This window comes from Siccirubricoccus sp. G192 (genome assembly GCF_019084075.1).
Classification (GTDB): domain Bacteria; phylum Pseudomonadota; class Alphaproteobacteria; order Acetobacterales; family Acetobacteraceae; genus G192.
In genome coordinates this window covers 787,575-805,963 of record NZ_JAHREN010000001.1, presented here as the reverse complement: position 1 = coordinate 805,963, position 18,389 = coordinate 787,575, and the positions used below count along the sequence as shown (strand labels likewise).

Sequence of the window (18,389 nt, the reverse complement as noted above, 5' to 3'; positions counted from 1 at the left end):
CGGCGCCTTCCTACTCCAGCGTGATGTTCGCCACCCGCGCCACCTCCCGCCAGCGCTCGATATCGGCGGCGATCAGCGCCCCGAATTCCTCCGGCGTCCCCGCCACATAGGGCGAGCCGAAGCTGGCCAGGCGTTCCGCCACATCCGGGCTGCGCACCGCCTCCCGCACCGCGGCATTGAGGCGCGGGATGATGGCCGCGGGCACCCCGGCCGGCGCCAGCAGCCCGTACCAGCCGCGCACCTGGTAGCCCTCCATCCCCGCCTGCTCCAGCGTCGGCACCTCGGCCAGTTCGGCGCTGCGCTGGGGCGTGGTGACGGCGAGCGCCCGCAGGCTGCCGGCGCGGATCTGCGGCAGCACCAGCGCCTGGTTCTCGATGGCGAAGGCGACATCGCCGGCCAGCAGCGCCGTCACGACGGGCGCGCTGCCCGTGTAGGGCACCTGCGTCGCCTCGAACCCGGCGCGGAGCCGCAGGAATTCGGTCGCCATGTGCTGCGGCGTGCCGACCCCCGGCGTGCCGTAGAGCACCGGCGTCGGCGCCGCCCGCGCCCAGGCGATGAACTCGGCCACGCTGCGATGCGGCGAGGCCGCGGGCACCGTCAGCACCAGCGGCGTGGTCGCCACCAGCGCGATGGGGATGAAGTCGCGCAGCGGGTCGAAGGGCAGGTTGCGGGCCAGCGCCGCATTGATCGCCAGCGGGCCGCTATTGCCCATCAGCAGCGTATAGGCATCGCCCCTGGCGCGGGCGACGAAGGCCGTCCCGACATTGCCGCCTGCCCCGGCCCGGCTTTCCACCACGAAGGGTTGGCCGAGGCTGCGGCCGAGCTTGTCTGCCACCAGCCGCGCCAGCGCATCCAGGATGCCGCCCGGCGCATAGGGCACGATGATGCGCACCGGCCGGTTCGGCCAATCCGCCGCCTCCTCCGCCCGGGCATGGGGCACGAGCGGCGCGAGGGCGCCCGCCAGCAGCAGCCGGCGCCGCATCAGACCGGCGCCAGGGTGAAGGTGAGCACCGTGTCCTTCACCACGATGCCGCCGCGGTCGCCCACCGCCAGGCTGCCATAGCGCTGCGCGAAGGCGGGGGGCAGCGGCCTGCCGCCCTTGGGCGCCAGCCAGAGCCGCAGCAGGTGGCGGTGGCGTTCGGGCTCGGGCCAATTCTCGAAATCGGTGCGGCTGTGCAGGATCTGGTGGTTGTGCAGGAACTGCATGTCGCCGGGGCGGAATTCGATCTGCAGATTGAGCGCGGGGTCGTTGCTGAGCGCATCCAGTAGGTCCAGCGCCTCGTGCTCCGCCGCGGTGAGGCGGCGGCATTCGGGGAAATTCACCTGGGCGCTGCGGATATACTGGCCGGAATAGAGCGTGCTGAGCTGGCCCTCGTGCCAGTTGAAGACCGGCACCTCGAACCAGGGCAGCATGCCCGGCGGCACCTCGCCGCGGCGGTCCGTGGGGAAGGGGTGGAAGAGTTCACCCACCAGATCCGGTCGGCGGCGCAGGATCTCGTTGTAGAGCGTCACGCTGCTGACGATGCGGCTCTCGCCCCCGGATTTGGCCGGCTTCAGGCAGATGAGGCCGACGATGTCGCAACTGTCGGTGTGGTATTCCAGCTCCTTGCTGGTCTGGTAGTAGCGGACATTCGGGTTCGAGATGTCGAGGCCGATATCCTTCACATGCCCGAGCAGATGGCCGCGCGCGTTCTGGCTGCGGAAACTGCCGAAATGCGCGCCGATGCCGAGATAGGCGATGGCCGCCTCCTCGGTGGAATAGCGCTCCACCGGGAAGCCGCGCAGCACGGTGAAGCCGCGGCCATGCAGCAGATCGTGCAGGATGCCGGCGAGGCGGGGCCCGAGCGTCGGCAGCCGGAAGCTCTCCGCCGTGATCTCCCCCATGGCGCGGCCGGAGGCCGTATGGGCGCGGATGGCGGCATCGAGTTCGGCCAGTTCGGTCGGGGAGAGCTGGTGCAGCCATTCGGTGCTGCGCGCCATCTCCGCCCCGGTCCAGGCGGAGGGGCCGGTGATGGGGCCGGGCGGCAGGGTCGGGCGGTCCAGCGCGACGGTCTCGGGCATCGCTTCCTCCGGGTTTTGGGGGAAGCCTGCGGGTTTCGGGCCGGGCAGGCAAGCCCTATGCCTGGTGCCGCTCGATCAGCCCCCGCCGGATCTTCCGCCCGCGCTTGATCCGGTCCTCGATGAACTCCGCCTGGCCGTAGCGCACCGCGCGGCCCAGCGCATGGGCGTCCTCGGTGAAGCGGGCCAGCATCTCCAGCAGGGCTTCGCGGTTGTTCAGGAAGATGTCGCGCCACATGTCGATGTCGCTGGCGGCGATGCGGGTGAAGTCGCGGAAGCCGGAGGCCGCGAATTTCAGCACCGCCTCCCGGGTTTCCTCGGCCAGATCGTCGGCGGTGCCGCAGATGGTGAAGGCGATCAGGTGCGGCAGGTGGGAGACGATCGCCACCACCTTGTCATGCGTCGCCGCATCCATCCGCTCCACCATGGAGCCGCAGCGGCGCCACAGCTCGGCGATCTTCTCCACCGCCGCCGGGTCGCTGCCCTCGGGCGGCGTCAGGATGACGTAGCGGCCCTGGAACAGGGTGGCGAAGCCGGCATCCGGCCCGGAATGCTCGGTGCCCGCCATGGGATGCGCGGGGACCAGATGCACGCCCTCGGGCAGCAGCGGCGCCAGGTCGCGCAGCACGCTGCCCTTGGTGGAGCCCACATCCGTCAGGATGCAGCCCGGCGCCAGATGCGGCGCGATCTGCCGCATCACCCCGGCATAGGCGCCGACGGGCACGCAGAGCACCACGCAATCGGCGCCCTGCACCGCGCGCGCCGCATCCGCCTCCACCACATCGGCGAAGCCGAGCTCGCGCACCCGCTGCAAGGTCTCCGGCCGGCGGGTCTGCGCCACCACGGTTCGGGCGATATCGCCGCGCTCCTGCGCCACCCGCGCGATGGAACTGCCGATCAGCCCGGCGCCGATCAGGCAGAGCCGCTGGAACAGCGGCGTCGCGCCGGAGGCGCGCGGCATGTCAGCCACCAGCCGGCGCACCCTGCACGAAGCCGGCCAGCGCCTCCTGCACCATGCGGCATTCCTCGGCGGTGCCGATGGTGATGCGCAAGGCTTGCGGCAGGCTATAGGCGCCCATGGCGCGCACGATCAGCCCGCGCGCCTTCAGCGCCGCATCGGCCGCGCTGGCGCGCTCCGCCGTGCCGAAATCCGCCAGGATGAAATTGCCCTCGCTGGGATGCACCGTGATGCCGAGGCCGCGCAGCGCGCCGCTCAGTGTCTCGCGCCATTCGCTGTTGTGCGCGACGGATTTCTCCACCCAGCCCGGCTCCGCCAGCGCGGCGATGCCCGCCGCCATGGCCGGCGCGTTCACGTTGAAGGGCCCGCGCACCCGGTTCAGGATGTCCACGACCGGCGCCGGCGCGTAGCACCAGCCGAGCCGCACGCCGCCAAGGCCGAAAACCTTGCTGAAGGTGCGCGTCATCACCGTATTGGTGCCGGCATCGACCAGCGCCACGCCGGGGTCGTAATCCGGCCGCGTCACGTATTCCGCATAGGCGGCGTCGATCACCAGCAGCACGTCCTCCGGCAGGCCGGCGCGCAGCCGCGCCACCTCGGCCGCCGGCAGCATGCTGCCCGTGGGGTTGTTCGGGTTGGCGAGGAAGACCAGCCGGGTCCGCGGCCCGACCGCGGCCAGCATGGCGTCCACATCGGCGGTGAGGTTCCGCTCCGGCACCTTGATGACGCGGCAGCCGGCATAGCGGCCGGTGATGTCGTACATGACGAAGCCATGCGCGCTCATCACCAGCTCCGTCCCCTCGCCGCCATAGGCGAGGATGAGATGGGCGATCAGCTCGTCCGAGCCATTGCCGCAGACGATGCGCGCGGGATCGAGGCCGAAACGCGCGCCGATGGCCTCCCGCAGCGCGGTGGCATGGCCATCGGGGTAGCGGTGCAGCTCCCCGGCGGCGGCCTTGTAGGCGGCCTGCGCCCCCGGCGGCACGCCGAAGGCCCCCTCGTTCGAGGAGAGCTTCACGATCCGGTTCACGCCCGGGATCTTCGACTCGCCGCCCACATAGGGTTCGATCGAGAGGATGGTGGGGCGCGGCTGCGGCATCGGCATCAGGCCTGTTCTCCGTTCTCATCGCCGCGCAGCGGCACCGCGTAGAAACCAAGCGGCAGGGCGCGGTCCACCGGCAGCCCGGCCAGGCGCGGGTCGCCCGCGGTGACGACCCCCTCCAGCTCGGCCAGGGCGCGCAGCACGCCGCTGTCGCGGCGGAGCAGCAGCATCCGGGGCGGCAGGCCGGCCTGGGTGAGCGCCTCCAGCAGGCGGGCGCGGCTGGACCCGGCGCTGGTGTCGCCGCGCATCTCGATGCCGAGCAGGCTGCGGTCGGCGCCGCTCGGGTCCGGGGCGCCCAGCGCGACCGCCAGCGCCTCGGCGCCCGGCTCCGGCCCCTCGGACCGGAAAGGGAGGCGGGCCACCACTTGCAGGCGCGGGCTGTCAAGGCTGGTCCACCAGGCGGCCTCGGCCGGCTCGCCCTCCTCCGGCAGGGGCAGCACGGCCACCTGCGCCTCGCCGGCGGCCACGGCGGCCAGCGCCTGGGCCGGGCCGGGGTGGCTGCGCAACGGCGTCAGGGAGCCGAAATGCTGCCGCGCCAGCCGCGCCTGCTCCGGCCCGCGGGCGAAGACCGCCACGGCGAAGCCGTTCTGCATGGCGCTGCTGATCGAGACGATCTCCCGCCAAAGCCGCACCATGCCCGCGGCCGGCAGCGGGCCGGCATGGCGGGCCAGCAGGCGGCGGAGGATCTGCGCCTCCCGCCCCGGCCGGAGCGGCGAGGCGCCGGGCTTGGCCCGGCTGGCGGCCAGCCGCGCCACCACCCCGGCGCGGCGCATCAGCAGGTCGTGCAGGGCATCGTCGATGGCATCGATCTCGCCGCGCAACGCGGTCAGCACGGCCTCGCCATCCCTGGCCGGGCTGGGGGCCGGGGGTGGCGCGAGATCGGGGTCGAGGGCGGGGGTATCGGAAGCTGGGGTCATGTCCGGTACGTCTTTCGCGGCAGCAATAGACGTGGCCGGGCCGCTCGCCAAGCGGGCGGAGCCATGGCAGCGGTTGAAGCGCGGGCTCCGGGCGCCTATTGCTGCGGGCCTGAGACCCATACCCGGCATGTCAGCACCCGTCGCCCCCTTTCCGCAGGTGGACCACCAGCGCGCCGTCTTCGCCGACGGCCTGGCACTGGATTGCGGCACCGTGATCGCGCCCCTGGCCGTGGCCTATCGCACCTACGGCACCCTGAACGCCGCCCGCAGCAATGCCGTGCTGGTCTGCCACGCCCTCACCGGCGACCAGTACGTGGCCGAGCCGCAGCCCCTCACCGGCCGCGCCGGCTGGTGGGACAGCCTGGTCGGCCCCGGCAAGCCGCTGGATACGGACCGCTTCTTCGTCGTCTGCGCCAATGTGCTGGGCGGCTGCATGGGCTCGACCGGCCCGCGCGAGGAAATGACCGACCCCGAGGGCCACCCGCTCGGCCGGCCCTGGGGCACGGATTTCCCCAATATCACCGTCCGCGACATGGTCCGGGCCCAGAAGCGCCTGGTGGAGCATCTCGGCATTGCCCGGCTGCTCGGGGTGATCGGCGGCTCGATGGGCGGGATGCAGGTGCTGGAATGGGCGGCGACCTATCCGGAGGCGGTCTATGCCGCCGCCCCCATTGCCACCGCCGCGCATCACAGCGCCCAGAACATCGCCTTCCATGAGGTCGGCCGCGCCGCCATCCAGGCCGACCCCGACTGGCGCGGCGGCGAATACTGGCGGGACGGGCGGGTGCCGGCGCAGGGGCTCTCGGTGGCGCGGATGGTGGCGCATATCACCTATCTGAGCGAGCAGGCGCTGACCCGGAAATTCGGCCGCAAGCTGCGCGGCGCCAGCGCCCTCACCTTCCTGGAGGATGTCTTCGAGGTGGAGAGCTACCTCCGCCACCAGGGCAGCACCTTCGTCCGCCGCTTCGATGCGAATTCCTACCTGACCATTACCCGAGCGATGGACTATTTCGACCTGGCCGCCGACCATGGTGGCGACCTGGCCGCCGCCTTCCGCGGCACCGCCACGCGCTTCTTCGTGGCCAGCTTCAGCAGCGACTGGCTGTTCCCGACCAGCGAAAGCCGGGCGCTCGTCCGCGCGCTGAACGCCGCGGCGGCGAATGTGAGCTTCGTCGAGATCGCCTCCGACAAGGGCCATGACGCCTTCCTGCTGGACGAGCCGGATTTCCACCGGGCGCTCGGCGGCTTCCTGGCCGGCTGCGCCGACCGGCTGGGGGTCTAGGGATGGACGGCCATCCGCGGGCAGGTCAGGGGCCCGGCAGCGGCGGCATCCGCTACGTCGCCAAGAACATGCGGCTCGACCTCCGGCTGATCGCGGAGATGATCCCGGCCGGCGCCAAGGTGCTGGATATCGGCTGCGGCGACGGCGCGCTGCTGGCGCATCTCACCGCCGAGAAGGGCGCCGATGCCCGCGGCATCGAGATCGACATGGCGGAGGCGACCCGGGCCGTCGCGGCCGGCCTCGCGGTGATCCATGGCGATGCCGACCACGACCTGGCCTTCTACCCGGATGGCGCCTTCGATTTCGTCGTGCTCTCCCGCACCCTCCAGGCGGTGGAACGCCCGCGCGAGGTGCTGCGGCAGATGCTGCGGATCGGCCGCCACGCGGTGGTCAGCTTCCCGAATTTCGGCCACTGGCTGGTGCGTTGGCAATTGCTCTCGGCCGGGCGCATGCCGATGACCGGCACCTGGCACCGCCACTGGTACGAGACGCCGAACATCCATCCCTGCACCATCCGCGACTTCTTCGACCTCTGCGCGCTGGAGGGCTATGTGGTGGAGCAGTGGCTGGCCGTGGATGAGCACGGCATGAAGGCGCCCTGGCGGCGCTCCGCCCGGCTGGCCAACCTGTTCGGCGAACAGGCGCTGTTCCAGTTGCGGCGGGGCTGAGCCCTTCCCCTACGCCGCGCGGCGGCGCAGCAGCCCGGTGCGGGCCAGGGCGGAGGCGGCCTCGACCAGATGCGCGGCGGCGTCATCCGCGCCGAGATCGAGGCAGGCATCCTCCAGATGCTCCAGCAGGCGCAGCAGCGCGGCGATGTCGCGCCCCGCTTCCTCGGGCCAGAGGATGGCGGCGATCGGGGTGTCCATGGGGGCAGGCGATCCAGGAAGGGCGCGGCCCCTTACAACAGGCCCGCGCCGGGCGCCAGCCCGGGGCGCCTGGTCCCGCGCCCTGCCAGGGTGTCAGTGCAGGCGTGTCAGTGCAGGCGGAGGCTGCGGGGCCGGCGGGGCTCGGCCGCGACCACTGGCTGTTCCAGGGTCTCCGGCATCAGGGCCGCGGCGAGCGCCGCATGCTTCGCCGCATCCGCCAGGCCGATCCGCCGGCATTCCGCCTCCACATAGGAGAGCATGAGGCGCAGCGCGGAATGGTCGGTGCTTTCGGTCTCAGGCGCGGTGGTCTGGGACAGGACGGCCATCGGGCTCGGCTCCGCGTAACGTGATCGGGCCAGACACATACTATTTACATGCCAGGTGAACAAGCCGAAAATCATTGCCGGCATGGCGCCGAACCGCGGAACCGCCTAGACTTCCCTCGGTTTCATCCAAGGGAGAGTAGGATGTTGCGTGCAATTCTACCGATGCTTGCGGCGTCGCTATCCCTGGTTGCGGGCGCTGCCCAGGCCGGCCAGAGCTTCGATACGGTGAAGGCTCGCGGGCAAGTGATTTGCGGCGTGAACACCGGGGTGGCGGGCTTTTCCGCCCCCGATGCCCGCGGCGTCTTCCAGGGGCTGGATGCCGAATTCTGCCGCGCCATCGCCGCCGCGGTCTTCGGCGACAGCAGCAAGGTCCGCTTCGTCCCCACCACCTACCAGACCCGCTTCGTCGCGCTGCAATCCGGCGAGATCGACGTGCTGGCCCGCAACGTGACCCAAACCCTGATGCGCGACACCGCGCTCGGCTTCAACATGGCCGGGGTGAATTTCTACGACGGCCAGGGCTTCATGGTGCCGAAGCGCGCCAATATCACCGCCGCGAAGCAGTTGGACGGCGCCACGGTCTGCGTCCTGCCGGGCAGCACCACGGAACTGAACCTGGCCGATTTCGCGCGGCGGGAGGGCATCCGCATCCAGCCCGTGGTGCTCTCCTCCATGGATGAGATGACCGCCGCCTACCAGTCCGGCCGCTGCGACGCCATGACCACGGATGCCTCGCAGCTCGCCGCGCTCCGCGTCTCGGCGCTGCGCGAGCCGGAGGCGCATGTCGTCCTGCCGGAGCGCGTCAGCAAGGAGCCGCTCGGCCCCATGGTGCGCCATGGCGACGACCAGTGGCTGGACGTGGTGGCCTGGGTGCTGCGCGCCATGATCGAGGCCGAGGAAGTGGGCATCACCCGGGCCAATGTCGATGAGATGCGCCGCAGCCAGGACCCCAATATCCAGCGCATCCTCGGCGTGACGCCGGGTTTCGGCAAGGCGCTCGGCCTGGACGAGGCCTGGGCCTTCAACCTGCTGAAGCAGGTGGGGAATTACGGCGAGGTCTTCGACCGCACGCTCGGCCAGGGCTCGCCGATCGGGCTGGAGCGCGGGCTGAACGACCTCTGGACCCGCGGCGGGCTGATGTATGCCCTGCCGCTGCGGTGAGGCGGCGTCTCAGAACGTCTCCACCCAGGGCCTGACCTCGATCTCCCAGCTCCAGGCGCTGCGGTGCTGGCGGATCAGGTGCAGGTAGGTCTCGGCGATCGCGTCGGGGTCGAGCAGGGTATCGCTGCCCGACCCTGGGCCCGGCTCCGGCCGGCGGGCGCTGCGGATGCCGCCGTCGATGACGACATGCGCCACATGCACGCCGCGCGGATGCAGCTCCCGCGCCATGGACTGGGCCAGGCCGCGCAGGGCGACTTTGCCCATGGCGAAGGGCGCGCTCAGCGGATAGCCCTTCACCCCGGCGCTCGCCCCGGTCAGCAGGATGGTGCCCCGGCCCGCCTGCAGCATCCGCCGCGCCGCCTGCTGCGCTGCAAGGAAGGCCCCGAAGGCGCAGACCTGCAGGCTGCGCTGCACCTCTGCCGGGTCGAGCTCGGCGATCGGGCCGCGCGTCCGGTAGCTCGGGTTGTAGACCACCACTTCGGCATCGCCCTCGCGCTCGAACAGCGCCGCCACCTGCGCCGGGTCCGTGGCGTCGCAGGGATGCGCGCCGGCGCCGGTCTCGGCGCAGAGGGCGGCGAGCTTGCCGGGGTTGCGCGCGGCCAGGGCCATCGCGTAGCCCTCCCGCGCCAGCAGCCGCGCCAGGGAGGCGGAGAGCCCGTCCCCGGCGCCGATGATGAGGGCCTTCGGCATGCTGCGTCTCCCTTTGCCGGCAGGATGGATGGGCCGGCGATCCTGTCCTATGCAGCGCCATCGCCAGCCGGGACACAAGGACAGGACCATGCCGCTCAATGTCGACCCCGAGAATGCCCGGGTGACCGACGACCTCTATGCCGCCGGCCGCGCCGCCTTTGAGGGAGGCGCCTCGGTGGTCGAGAATCCCTTCGCCAATACCGGCCATTACGGCCGCGCCTGGTTCGCGGGCTGGATGGATGCCTTGGCTGACCGACTGGATGGCGGCAACCGGGCGGGCCGTGCCTATCCGGTGCTGCTGGCGGACGACAAAGCGGACCTGTTCTGAAGGCTTGCTCCCGGAAAGAACCGGGACTTGACAGAATCTTACCCGCTGCCCCATGCGGATTACGCGGGCTGTCCCGCCTTATTGATGCATGTCAATGCGGCCGGGCAACCAAGGGGCTCTAGTTCCTCAGCCGAGCAAGAGCCTCGGACCAAGGACAAGGGGAGCACGCTATGATGCCTCGCTTTGCAATCACAATCCTGGCGGCTGGTGCCGCGCTCGCCGCATGCACGAAGTCCACGCCGCCGATGGTCGGCACCTCTTCCGGTGCCGCGCCTGAATCCGGCCTCTCGGCCGCCGCCAGCGAAAGGGCCGGGGCCGGCTGCCCGAATACCTCCATGGGCGTGCCACGGATCGTCGGCTCCACTGGCAGCGGGCATCCCGAGGTCTCCTATACCGGCCGTCCCGCGGGCACCGCCGGAAGCACGGTCGCCCAGCGGATCGAGCCCGGCGGCATGGCCGACAACTGCAACTGAGGCCTGGCGCCGCCGCCGCTCTCCTGGGCGGTGCAAGGATTGCGGGTCCCGGGCAAGGCTGGGGCCTGCGAGCGCCGCGGCGCCCTACAGGGTCTCCAGCAGGTCGCAAAGCGTCGCGCAGCGCGGCGCCAGCTCGGCCCAGCGGATATGCTCCTCCGGCGCATGCGCGCCGGCGCCGGCGCAGCCCAGCCCATCCAGCGTCGGGATGCCCATCACCGCGGTGAAATTCCCGTCCGAGCCGCCGCCGCGATGCTGCTTCGGCAGGTCATAGCCATTCGCCGAAGCGAAGCCCCGCGCCGCCTCATACAGCGCCAGGGTCGCCGGGGTTTCCGGGAAGGGCGGGCGGTTCATGCCGCCCTCGATGGCGATGCTGATGCCCTCCTCCGGCGTGCCTGCCATGGCGCGGATGGCGGCGACGATCCGCTCGCCCTCCGCCAGGCTCGGCACCCGGAAATCGATGCGGCAGCCGGCCTCGGGCGGGATGACATTGGGCCGGGTGCCGCCCCAGATCGGCGCCACATTGGTGGTGACGCCGCGCCCGAGGTCGGTCAGCGCGTGGATCTCCAGGATCTTCCGCGCCAGGGCCACCACGGCGCTGCGGCCTTCGCTCCATTGCCGCCGGCATGGGCGCTGCGGCCGGTGATCCGCAGCGTGAAGCGGCCGGTGCCCTTGCGTTCCGTCACGCAGGCGCCCTGCGGGCCGCCGGCCGGTTCCGGGATCAGCACGGCGCAGGCGCCGGCCGCCTCGCGCTCGATGATGGCGCGGCTGGTGGGGCTGCCCATCTCCTCATCCGGTGTCAGCAGCAGGGTGAGGGGGGCGGCGGGTCGGCACGCCCTGGCGCAGGATTTCCCGCAGGCAGTGGAAGGCCATGAAGCTGCCGGCCTTCATGTCGTAGATGCCGGGGCCATGCGCACGCTCCCCCTCCACCCGGAAGGGCATGGGGCCGGCCAGGGTGCCGTGGTCCCAGACCGTGTCGAGATGCCCGGCCACCACCACCGGCGGGCCCTCGCCGGGTTTCCGGGCGATCAGCGTGTCGCCGAAGCCGTCCCGGCCCGGCAGCCGCTCGATCGCCGCGCCCGCGCCGCGCAGCTCCCGCTCCGCCAGGTCCAGCAGGCCGTTGACGGCGCCGGCATCGGGGCTCGGCGTCTCATGCTCGACCCAGCCGCGCAGCTCCTGCAGGAGCCGTTCCGAGGAGCCGATCACGGTGCGGGGCATCTGGGGACCTCACGGGGGTGCAGGATGAAGGCGGGTGTGATGGCAGCGGCCCCGGCGCTTGTCCACCGCCACCGCCGCCGCTAGAGCATCCCGGCCCCGGCCAGGGGTCCGGGCAGCCGCCTGGCAGGGAACAAGGGATTCATTGCGCGCATGGCAGACGAAATCTTCTTCGAGGACCTGGCGGTCGGCCAGAAGGCCAGCTTCGGCAAGACCATCACCGAGGCCGATATCGTGCTCTTCGCCGCCGTCACCGGCGACACCAACCCGATGCACCTGAATGCCGAATACGCCGCCGGCACCATCTTCAAGGAACGCATCGCGCATGGGATGCTGGCCGCCGGCCTCATCACCAAGGTGCTCGGCACCCAATTGCCCGGGCCCGGCACCATCTACCTGTCGCAGACCCTGAAATCCCGCGCCCCCGTCCGCATCGGCCAGACCGTGACCGCGACGGTGGAGGTGGCGGCGCTGCACCCGGACCGGCACCGCGCCACGCTCCGCACCGTCTGCACGGTCTCCGGGGAGGCGGTGCTGGAGGGCGAGGCCTATGTCTCCGTCCCCAGCCGCCATTCCCGCCACGGCCACGACTAGTTCCCATGCCGGCACCCACCATCCTGACCGACTGGCACGACCTGCCGGAGGCGCTGCGCGGCGCCACCGTGGCGCTCGGCAACATGGATGGCGTGCATCTCGGCCATGTGGCGGTGCTCAGGGCGGCACATGCGGCGCGGCCGGCCGCACCGCTGGCGGCGCTGACCTTCGAGCCGCATCCGCGCGAGCATTTCCGCCCGGAGGACCCGCCCTTCCGCCTCACCCTGCTGCCCGCCAAGGCGCAAGCGCTGGGCGCCGCCGGGGCCAGCATCGTCTATGCCCTGCCCTTCGATGCCGCGCTCGCCGCCATGCCGGCCGAGACCTTCTTCGAGACGGTGCTGGCGCAGGGCCTCGGCGCCCTGCACCTCGCCTGCGGCCAGGATTTCGCCTTCGGCCACCGGCGGGGCGGCGATGCCGCCTCGCTGGCGCGGATGGCGGAGGCGGGGGGCATCGGCCTTACCGTGGTGCCGCCGGTGATGGATCGGCAGGGGCCGATCTCCTCCACCCGCATCCGCCGCGCCCTGCAGGACGGCTACCCCGAACGCGCCACCGCCATGCTCGGCCGCCCCTGGGAGGTGCGCGGCGTGGTGGTGCATGGCGACAAGCTCGGCCGGGTGCTGGGCTGGCCCACCGCCAATCTCTGGCTCGGCCGCCACCTGGAGCCGGCGCGCGGCGTCTATGCCGCGGTGGTGGCGCTGGCGGATGGAAGGGAAGTAAAGGGCGTGGCCAATATCGGCCGCCGCCCGACCCTGGGCGGCGACCCGGAGACCCGGCTGGAGGTGCATCTGTTCGACTTCCAGGGCGACCTCTATGGCCAGGAGATCGGCGTGCGGCTGCTGCATTTCCTGCGGCCGGACGCGAAATTCGCCGGGCTGGAGGAGCTGAAATCGGCCATCGCCGGGGATGCCGAGGCGGCGCGGGCGGCGCTGGGCTGAACCCCGGGCCAGGCCTGCCGCGCGCCTGTCAGGCCACCGCGGGGACGGGTTCTCCGGTCGCGGCGGAGGGCCCCGCCTCCTCCCAGCAGACGCTGCGGTCGCGGCCCTCGGCCTTCGCCCGGTACAGCGCCGCATCCGCCCGCCGCAGCAATTCCTCCCACCCCGCCGCATCGCCGGGAAAGCCGGCGACGCCGGCGGAGAAGGTGACCCTGCCGGCCTCCCGGACAGCCTCCTCCGCGGCCAGCATGGCGCGCCATTCCGCGATCCGGGGCAGGGCCTGCCGGGGGACCATGCCCGGCAGCAGCACCAGGAACTCCTCGCCGCCCAGGCGGAAGACGGCGTCGCCCGGCCGCGTGCCCCGCTGCAGCATCGCGGCGAAGCGCCGCAGGGCCGCATCCCCGGCCTGGTGGCCATGGGTGTCGTTCAGCCGCTTGAAATGGTCGAGATCCAGCATCACGGCCGTCATCGGCTGGCCGCTGTCCTGTGCCTTGGCCAGCAGCAGCGGCTTCAGCTCATCGAAGAAGCGGCGGTTGTGCAGGCCGGTCAGCGGGTCCCGCATGGCCTGTTCCCGCAATTGCCGGTGCAGGCGGAGATTGGTTTCGTGCTCGGCCCGGAGCGCCGCCAGCGCCTCCTGCAGCCGGGCCTCGGCCTGCACGCGGCGGGTGACGTCGCGCAGCAGCAGAAGCAACCCGGCCCGCCTTTCGCCGTGCAGGAGCGGCACGGCCTCCGCCTCATAGTGCCGGCCCGCCGCGGCGATCAGGCGATCCATCCCTTCCCCGTCCGCGCGATGCAGGTGGCCGAGCGCCTCCCGTAGCACCGGTACCGCCGCCAGGCTCTGGCCCAGGGGCTCGTCCGGCACGCCGGGCAGGCCGGCGGCCGCGGCATTGGCATCCACGATGATGCCCTCGGCATCGGCCACCAGGACCGGATCGGGCAGGCCGTCGAGCAGGGCGTCACGGGCGACCGGCAGCAGGTCGAGGAAGCGGCGGCGCCGGATCAGCCAATGGAAAACCGCCCCCATGGCCACGAAGCTGAAGGGCGTGGGGTCGAAGTCGAAGAGCCGGACGGAGCCGGAGACATAGCCGATATTCGCCAGCCAGGGCACCGCGGCGGCGAGGAGCAGGCCCAGATGGTGCTGCCGGTAGAGGATGGGTGCGCGCAGCACGGCCTGGACCGCCAGCACCACCGTCGCCAGCATGACCAGGTAGAGATAGCCGGTGATGGCGAAGAACCAGGCGCCATGCCCGTATTCCAGGGGTGCGCCCGGGCTGCCATCCACCGGTACCGCCGAAACATAGAGCAGGTGGTGCCAGTCATTGGTGAGCGCGACGGCCCAGCTCAGCCCGGCGATGCCGAGGGTGATCCGGCGCCAGCGCGGCCGCGGTGGGCGCAGGCCGCCTTGCAGATAGGACCAGAGAAAGAGCGCCCAGAAGCCTGGCGCGGCCACGATGCCGGGCCATGCCATCTCGGCCCAGAAGACCTTGGCGCCCGGGCTGGTCGCCACGGTTTCGAGGACGGCGCAGGCCACCCACCATGCGGCGGCACGCTGCAGCCCGAGGAAACTGTCCCCGCCCGGAAAGGGGGGACGCAGCCGGATGCAGCGCGCGATCCAGAGCGACGCCAGGAGCGCCGCCAGCAACAAGATCACGGGGAGGGTCACGAAACGTCCTTGGCTGGCCAGTCGGCATGGGCCGCTGCGCATCGCCCGGCCGGATCGGGCGCTGGAATGCCATGGCTTGGCCCATGGCAGACTGACACGCGGGGGTTGAATTTCTATACTACTGGTGATTGTGGGCAAGGGTCTTCGGGCCGTGATCCTGTCCCTTGGTCCCGCGGGCATCGGCGCTTCCGCCGGGCAGGCCGGGACACCAGGCAGGAGGTCGCCTCCCGCCCCGGCCCTGGGCCGGCGGGCGGCATGACGCGATGCTTGACCCCGGCCCGCCGCGGCTCCAGAACCGGCCGATGACCCGGTACCGGATGGACGTTGGGCTGCCGCAGCGAATTACCGGCCCGGCCCCCGATTGAGGGCCGGGACCGAAGCCTGACCTTCCTCCCCTGCCGCCTCGCCGCCGCCCTGCCCGCCCGGGCGGGAACGGCTGCCCCGGACCAGACCCCCGGACCAGATCAATGACCGACTCGCCCAGCTCCGCACCGCCCCGCGACTATCGCGGCACCGTCTTCCTGCCGCAGACCTCCTTCCCGATGAAGGGCGACCTGCCGAAGCGGGAGCCCGCCTGGCTCGACCGCTGGCAGCGGCTCGACCTCTGGGGGCGGCTGCGGGAGCAGTCCCGCGGGCGCGAGAAATTCGTCCTGCATGACGGCCCGCCCTATGCGAATGGCCCGCTGCATATCGGCCATGCGCTGAACAAGATCCTGAAGGACGTCATCAACCGCGCCGCCCAGATGGGCGGGCGCGACGCCGACTACGTCCCGGGCTGGGACTGCCACGGCTTGCCGATCGAGTGGAAGGTCGAGGAGGAATACCGCGCGAAGGGCCGCGACAAGGACGCCGTGCCGGTGCTGGATTTCCGCGCCGAATGCCGCGCCTATGCCGCGCATTGGCTGGAGGTGCAGCGCGGCGAGTTCATCCGCCTCGGCGTCGCCGGCGACTGGGCGCATCGCTACGCCACCATGGACTTCGTGGCCGAGGGCGCGATCGCGGGCGAGATCGGCAAGTTCCTGATGAACGGCTCGCTCTACCGCGGCCTGCGCCCGGTGATGTGGAGCCCGGTCGAGAAGACCGCGCTGGCCGAGGCGGAGGTCGAATACCAGGACCATGTCTCGCCGACGCTCTGGGCACGCTTCCGCGTGCTGCGCGCCGGCACTGAGGACCTGGTCGGCACCAGCGTGGTGATCTGGACCACCACGCCCTGGACCATCCCCGGCAACCGCGCGGTCGCATACGGGGAGGAGATCGACTACGCGCTGGTCCATGTGGAGGGCGTGGCGGAGGGCAGCCATCTCCGCCCCGGCGAATCCCTGCTGGTGGCGCTGCCGCTGCTGCCGGCCTTCGCCAAGGATGCGAGGCTTGGCGCGCATAGCGTGAAGCGGGTGCTGAAGGGCGCGGAACTGGCCGGCGCCATCGCCGCGCATCCGCTGCGGGGGCAAGGCTACGACTTCGACGTGCCCCTGCTGCCCGGCGATTTCGTCACCACCGAGGCCGGCACCGGCTTCGTGCACATCGCCCCCGGCCATGGCGAGGACGACTTCAGGCTGGGCCGCGCGCATGGGTTGCCGGTGCCGGAGACGGTGAATGACGACGGCACCTTCACCCGGCACGCGCCCGGCTTCACCGGCCTGCATGTCTTCAAGGCGCATGACGCCGTCTATGCGGCCTGCGAGGCCGCCGGCACGCTGGTGGCGAAGTCGCGGCTGACGCATAGCTACCCGCATTCCTGGCGCAGCAAGAAGCCGGTCATCTTCCGCGCGACGCCGCAGTGGTTCATCGCCATGGACGACGCCAATGCCATCCGGCAGCGGGCGCTGGAGGCCATCGGCGCCACGCATTTCGTGCCCGACCAGGGCCGCAACCGCATCGGCAGCATGGTCGCCTCCCGGCCGGACTGGTGCATCAGCCGCCAGCGCGCCTGGGGCGTGCCGATCGCCGTCTTCGTGGACCGCAGCACCGGCGAGCCCCTGCGCGACCCCGCCATCATGCGGCGCATCACCGAAGCCTTCGCCGCGGAGGGCGCCGATGCCTGGTACCGGCCCGGCGCCGCCGCCCGCTTCCTCGGCGACGGGCGGAACCCGGAGGACTACGAGCAGGTGATGGACATCGTGGATGTGTGGTTCGAGAGCGGCTCGACCCATGCCTTCACCCTGGTGCCGGAACGCGACCTGCCCTTCCCGGCCGACCTCTACCTCGAAGGGTCGGACCAGCATCGCGGCTGGTTCCAGTCCTCGCTGCTGGAATCGATCGGCGCCAGCCCGAATGCCGGCGCGCCCTTCAAGGCGATCCTGACGCATGGCTTCGTGCTGGACGAGACCGGGCGGAAGATGTCGAAGTCGGACGGCAACGTCACCGCGCCGCAGGACGTCATGAAGCAGTATGGCGCGGATATCCTGCGCCTCTGGGTGATGAATTCGGATACCGCGGACGACCTCCGCATCGGGCCGGAGATCCTGAAGCAGCAGGCGGAGCTGTATCGGCGGCTGCGCAACACGCTGCGCTGGCTGCTCGGCAACCTGGCCGGCTTCACCGATGCCGAGACGGTGCCCTATGCCGAATTGCCGGAACTGGAACGCTGGGTGCTGCACCGGCTCTCCGAACTGGATGCAAGGATCCGCAAAGCGGTGGCGGATTACGACTGGACCGGCGTCTATCCGGACCTGCACAATTTCTGCGCGACCGACCTCAGCGCCTTCTACTTCGACATCCGCAAGGACGCGCTCTACTGCGATGCGGCGGACAGCCTCCGCCGGCGCTCGGCACGCACGGTGCTGGACGTGCTGCACCGCTGCCTCTGCGCCTGGTTCGCCCCGGTGCTGGTCTTCACGGCTGAGGAAGCCTGGCTTGCGCGCTTCCCCTCCGAGGATGGCAGCCTGCACCTGATCGACTTCCCCTTCGTGCCGGCAGGGTGGCGCAATCCGGATCTTGCTGCGCGATGGGCGCGGGTGCGCATGATCCGGCGCGCCGTGACCGCCCGGCTGGAACAGGCGCGGGCCGCGGGCGAGATCGGCTCCTCGCTCCAGGCCGCGCCGGAATTGCTGGTGGCGCCGGAGGATGCGGCGCTGCTGCCGGCCGAGGATTGGGCGGAGATCTGCATCACCTCCGGCCTGACCCTGGTGGCGGGCACCCCGCCGGAGGGCGAGGCCGCCGTCACCTTCGCCAAGGCCCCCGGCCAGAAATGCGACCGCTGCTGGCGCGTCCTGCCCGAGGTCGGCGCCAGCTCCGCCCACCCCACCCTCTGCCGCCGCTGCGAAGCCGTGGTCGAGGGCGCCGCGCCATGAGCCAGGCGGCGGCGGATGCGACGGCGCCGGCGCAGCACGGGCGGCTCCGCCTCGGCCTGCCGGCCGCGGCGCTGCTGCTGGCCGCCGACCAGGCCAGCAAGTGGTGGGTGCTGGAGGGGCTGCGGCTGCCGGAACTGCGGCAGGTGCCCTTGCTCGCCGCCGGACCCTTCGGGCTCGACCTCACCATGGTCTGGAACCGTGGCGTGACCTTCGGCCTGTTCTCGGGCGACGGGCCGCTCAACCACCTGGTCCTGGCGCTGCTGGCCGCCGCCATCGCGCTGTTCCTGCTGCGCTGGATGGCACGGGCGGAGACCCGGCTGGTGGCGGTGGCGCTCGGTGCCGTGGTGGGGGGCGCGGTCGGCAATGTCATCGACCGGCTTCGTTTCGGCGCGGTGGTGGATTTCGTCGATGCCCATGCCTGGGGCTGGCACTGGTATGTGTTCAATGTGGCGGATGCGGGGATCGTCTGCGGCGTCGGGGTCCTGCTCGCGGATGCCTTGTTCCGGCGGCCCCCGGCGGGTAAGGAGGCAGCATGAG

The 18,389-nt window shown here is 71.5% G+C and carries 21 protein-coding genes; 9 read left to right on the top strand and 12 right to left on the bottom strand.

Annotated elements, in window-relative coordinates; all coding sequences use genetic code 11:
• Positions 1-10 precede the first annotated feature (10 nt).
• From KSF81_RS03780 to KSF81_RS03760, 5 genes are read right to left on the bottom strand one after another with little or no spacing between them, the layout of a single operon-like run.
• The gene (locus KSF81_RS03780) at positions 11-982 is read right to left on the bottom strand and encodes a tripartite tricarboxylate transporter substrate binding protein (protein ID WP_217377840.1); all 972 of its coding nucleotides are present in this window, start codon (positions 980-982) and stop codon (positions 11-13) included.
• A complete protein-coding gene (locus KSF81_RS03775; protein ID WP_217377839.1) occupies positions 982-2,061 on the bottom strand; it encodes a TauD/TfdA family dioxygenase in 1,080 nt (359 codons plus the stop codon). Before KSF81_RS03775 ends, KSF81_RS03780 begins: the two co-directional genes overlap by 1 nt.
• A gap of 55 nt (positions 2,062-2,116) precedes the next feature.
• Positions 2,117-3,019, bottom strand: a complete 903-nt coding sequence (locus tag KSF81_RS03770) for a prephenate/arogenate dehydrogenase family protein (RefSeq protein WP_217377838.1) — start codon at positions 3,017-3,019, stop codon at positions 2,117-2,119.
• 1 nt (position 3,020) lies between these two features.
• Positions 3,021-4,121, bottom strand: a complete 1,101-nt coding sequence (gene hisC / locus KSF81_RS03765) for a histidinol-phosphate transaminase (protein WP_217377837.1) — start codon at positions 4,119-4,121, stop codon at positions 3,021-3,023.
• Entirely contained in the window at positions 4,121-5,035 is a 915-nt protein-coding gene (locus tag KSF81_RS03760) for a chorismate mutase (protein ID WP_217377836.1), read from the bottom strand. The genes hisC and KSF81_RS03760 overlap by 1 nt, the downstream gene beginning before the upstream one ends.
• Before the next feature lie 127 nt (positions 5,036-5,162).
• On the opposite strand from KSF81_RS03760, the gene KSF81_RS03755 reads away from it, so the two are divergent.
• Positions 5,163-6,317, top strand: a complete 1,155-nt coding sequence (locus tag KSF81_RS03755; protein ID WP_217377835.1) for a homoserine O-acetyltransferase — start codon at positions 5,163-5,165, stop codon at positions 6,315-6,317.
• A gap of 68 nt (positions 6,318-6,385) precedes the next feature.
• Positions 6,386-6,985 (top strand): methionine biosynthesis protein MetW, encoded by a 600-nt coding sequence (gene metW, locus KSF81_RS03750; protein WP_217381543.1) that lies wholly within the window; start codon positions 6,386-6,388, stop codon positions 6,983-6,985.
• 9 nt (positions 6,986-6,994) lie between these two features.
• Here the strand turns inward: metW and KSF81_RS03745 are convergent, their stop codons facing one another.
• Complete coding sequence (locus KSF81_RS03745) at positions 6,995-7,183, bottom strand: soj family protein (RefSeq protein ID WP_217377833.1); 189 nt, start codon at positions 7,181-7,183, stop codon at positions 6,995-6,997.
• Positions 7,184-7,290: 107 nt separating this feature from the next.
• A complete protein-coding gene (locus KSF81_RS03740; protein WP_217377832.1) occupies positions 7,291-7,509 on the bottom strand; it encodes a hypothetical protein in 219 nt (72 codons plus the stop codon).
• 255 nt (positions 7,510-7,764) lie between these two features.
• Between KSF81_RS03740 and KSF81_RS03735 the strand changes: the two genes are divergently transcribed.
• A complete protein-coding gene (locus tag KSF81_RS03735; RefSeq protein ID WP_309139466.1) occupies positions 7,765-8,670 on the top strand; it encodes an amino acid ABC transporter substrate-binding protein in 906 nt (301 codons plus the stop codon).
• A 9-nt stretch (positions 8,671-8,679) separates the two neighbouring features.
• Here the strand turns inward: KSF81_RS03735 and KSF81_RS03730 are convergent, their stop codons facing one another.
• Complete coding sequence (locus KSF81_RS03730) at positions 8,680-9,360, bottom strand: SDR family NAD(P)-dependent oxidoreductase (RefSeq protein WP_217377829.1); 681 nt, start codon at positions 9,358-9,360, stop codon at positions 8,680-8,682.
• An 88-nt stretch (positions 9,361-9,448) separates the two neighbouring features.
• On the opposite strand from KSF81_RS03730, the gene KSF81_RS03725 reads away from it, so the two are divergent.
• Both KSF81_RS03725 and KSF81_RS03720 read left to right on the top strand, forming a co-directional pair.
• Positions 9,449-9,688, top strand: coding sequence for a hypothetical protein (locus KSF81_RS03725; protein WP_217377827.1), 240 nt, complete (start codon positions 9,449-9,451; stop codon positions 9,686-9,688).
• A 173-nt stretch (positions 9,689-9,861) separates the two neighbouring features.
• On the top strand, positions 9,862-10,161 hold the full coding sequence (locus tag KSF81_RS03720; protein WP_217377825.1) for a hypothetical protein: 300 nt from the start codon (positions 9,862-9,864) through the stop codon (positions 10,159-10,161).
• Between the two features lie 84 nt (positions 10,162-10,245).
• On the opposite strand, the gene KSF81_RS29020 is transcribed toward KSF81_RS03720, so the two are convergent.
• Genes KSF81_RS29020 through KSF81_RS29010 form a run of 3 tightly spaced genes read right to left on the bottom strand, consistent with a single transcriptional unit; the run spans position 10,246 to position 11,376 of the window.
• A complete protein-coding gene (locus KSF81_RS29020) occupies positions 10,246-10,749 on the bottom strand; it encodes a M20/M25/M40 family metallo-hydrolase (protein WP_309139465.1) in 504 nt (167 codons plus the stop codon).
• The gene (locus KSF81_RS29015) at positions 10,710-10,943 is read right to left on the bottom strand and encodes a hypothetical protein (protein WP_254453350.1); all 234 of its coding nucleotides are present in this window, start codon (positions 10,941-10,943) and stop codon (positions 10,710-10,712) included. Before KSF81_RS29015 ends, KSF81_RS29020 begins: the two co-directional genes overlap by 40 nt.
• Positions 10,944-10,947: 4 nt before the next feature.
• Positions 10,948-11,376, bottom strand: coding sequence for a M20/M25/M40 family metallo-hydrolase (locus KSF81_RS29010; protein ID WP_254453349.1), 429 nt, complete (start codon positions 11,374-11,376; stop codon positions 10,948-10,950).
• Between the two features lie 150 nt (positions 11,377-11,526).
• On the opposite strand from KSF81_RS29010, the gene KSF81_RS03710 reads away from it, so the two are divergent.
• Both KSF81_RS03710 and KSF81_RS03705 read left to right on the top strand, forming a co-directional pair.
• Entirely contained in the window at positions 11,527-11,967 is a 441-nt protein-coding gene (locus KSF81_RS03710) for a MaoC family dehydratase (protein WP_217377824.1), read from the top strand.
• 5 nt (positions 11,968-11,972) lie between these two features.
• Positions 11,973-12,902 carry a bifunctional riboflavin kinase/FAD synthetase gene (locus KSF81_RS03705; protein ID WP_217377822.1) on the top strand — a complete coding sequence of 310 codons (930 nt, stop codon included), beginning with the start codon at positions 11,973-11,975 and terminating at the stop codon, positions 12,900-12,902.
• A 28-nt stretch (positions 12,903-12,930) separates the two neighbouring features.
• Here the strand turns inward: KSF81_RS03705 and KSF81_RS03700 are convergent, their stop codons facing one another.
• Complete coding sequence (locus KSF81_RS03700) at positions 12,931-14,562, bottom strand: histidine kinase N-terminal 7TM domain-containing protein (RefSeq protein ID WP_217377820.1); 1,632 nt, start codon at positions 14,560-14,562, stop codon at positions 12,931-12,933.
• 467 nt (positions 14,563-15,029) lie between these two features.
• Here KSF81_RS03700 and ileS point away from each other — a divergent pair, with 467 nt between their 5' ends.
• Entirely contained in the window at positions 15,030-17,852 is a 2,823-nt protein-coding gene (ileS, locus tag KSF81_RS03695) for an isoleucine--tRNA ligase (protein WP_217377817.1), read from the top strand.
• Complete coding sequence (gene lspA / locus KSF81_RS03690; RefSeq protein ID WP_217377815.1) at positions 17,849-18,388, top strand: signal peptidase II; 540 nt, start codon at positions 17,849-17,851, stop codon at positions 18,386-18,388. Before ileS ends, lspA begins: the two co-directional genes overlap by 4 nt.
• Position 18,389 lies beyond the last annotated feature (1 nt).

What these genes read in the sequence shown, in the direction of transcription:
- KSF81_RS03770 (WP_217377838.1), bottom strand. Translation starts at nt 3,019, where the DNA reads ATGCCGCGCGCCTCCGGCGCGACGCCGCTGTTCCAGCGGCTCTGCCTG.
- KSF81_RS29010 (WP_254453349.1), bottom strand. Translation starts at nt 11,376, where the DNA reads ATGCCCCGCACCGTGATCGGCTCCTCGGAACGGCTCCTGCAGGAGCTG.
- KSF81_RS03740 (WP_217377832.1), bottom strand. Translation starts at nt 7,509, where the DNA reads ATGGCCGTCCTGTCCCAGACCACCGCGCCTGAGACCGAAAGCACCGAC.
- KSF81_RS03755 (WP_217377835.1), top strand. Translation starts at nt 5,163, where the DNA reads ATGTCAGCACCCGTCGCCCCCTTTCCGCAGGTGGACCACCAGCGCGCC.
- lspA (WP_217377815.1), top strand. Translation starts at nt 17,849, where the DNA reads ATGAGCCAGGCGGCGGCGGATGCGACGGCGCCGGCGCAGCACGGGCGG.
- KSF81_RS03775 (WP_217377839.1), bottom strand. Translation starts at nt 2,061, where the DNA reads ATGCCCGAGACCGTCGCGCTGGACCGCCCGACCCTGCCGCCCGGCCCC.
- KSF81_RS03705 (WP_217377822.1), top strand. Translation starts at nt 11,973, where the DNA reads ATGCCGGCACCCACCATCCTGACCGACTGGCACGACCTGCCGGAGGCG.
- KSF81_RS03710 (WP_217377824.1), top strand. Translation starts at nt 11,527, where the DNA reads ATGGCAGACGAAATCTTCTTCGAGGACCTGGCGGTCGGCCAGAAGGCC.
- KSF81_RS03730 (WP_217377829.1), bottom strand. Translation starts at nt 9,360, where the DNA reads ATGCCGAAGGCCCTCATCATCGGCGCCGGGGACGGGCTCTCCGCCTCC.
- KSF81_RS03725 (WP_217377827.1), top strand. Translation starts at nt 9,449, where the DNA reads ATGCCGCTCAATGTCGACCCCGAGAATGCCCGGGTGACCGACGACCTC.
- KSF81_RS03780 (WP_217377840.1), bottom strand. Translation starts at nt 982, where the DNA reads ATGCGGCGCCGGCTGCTGCTGGCGGGCGCCCTCGCGCCGCTCGTGCCC.
- KSF81_RS03720 (WP_217377825.1), top strand. Translation starts at nt 9,862, where the DNA reads ATGCCTCGCTTTGCAATCACAATCCTGGCGGCTGGTGCCGCGCTCGCC.
- metW (WP_217381543.1), top strand. Translation starts at nt 6,386, where the DNA reads ATGCGGCTCGACCTCCGGCTGATCGCGGAGATGATCCCGGCCGGCGCC.
- KSF81_RS03745 (WP_217377833.1), bottom strand. Translation starts at nt 7,183, where the DNA reads ATGGACACCCCGATCGCCGCCATCCTCTGGCCCGAGGAAGCGGGGCGC.
- hisC (WP_217377837.1), bottom strand. Translation starts at nt 4,121, where the DNA reads ATGCCGATGCCGCAGCCGCGCCCCACCATCCTCTCGATCGAACCCTAT.
- KSF81_RS29015 (WP_254453350.1), bottom strand. Translation starts at nt 10,943, where the DNA reads ATGGGCAGCCCCACCAGCCGCGCCATCATCGAGCGCGAGGCGGCCGGC.
- KSF81_RS03760 (WP_217377836.1), bottom strand. Translation starts at nt 5,035, where the DNA reads ATGACCCCAGCTTCCGATACCCCCGCCCTCGACCCCGATCTCGCGCCA.
- ileS (WP_217377817.1), top strand. Translation starts at nt 15,030, where the DNA reads ATGACCGACTCGCCCAGCTCCGCACCGCCCCGCGACTATCGCGGCACC.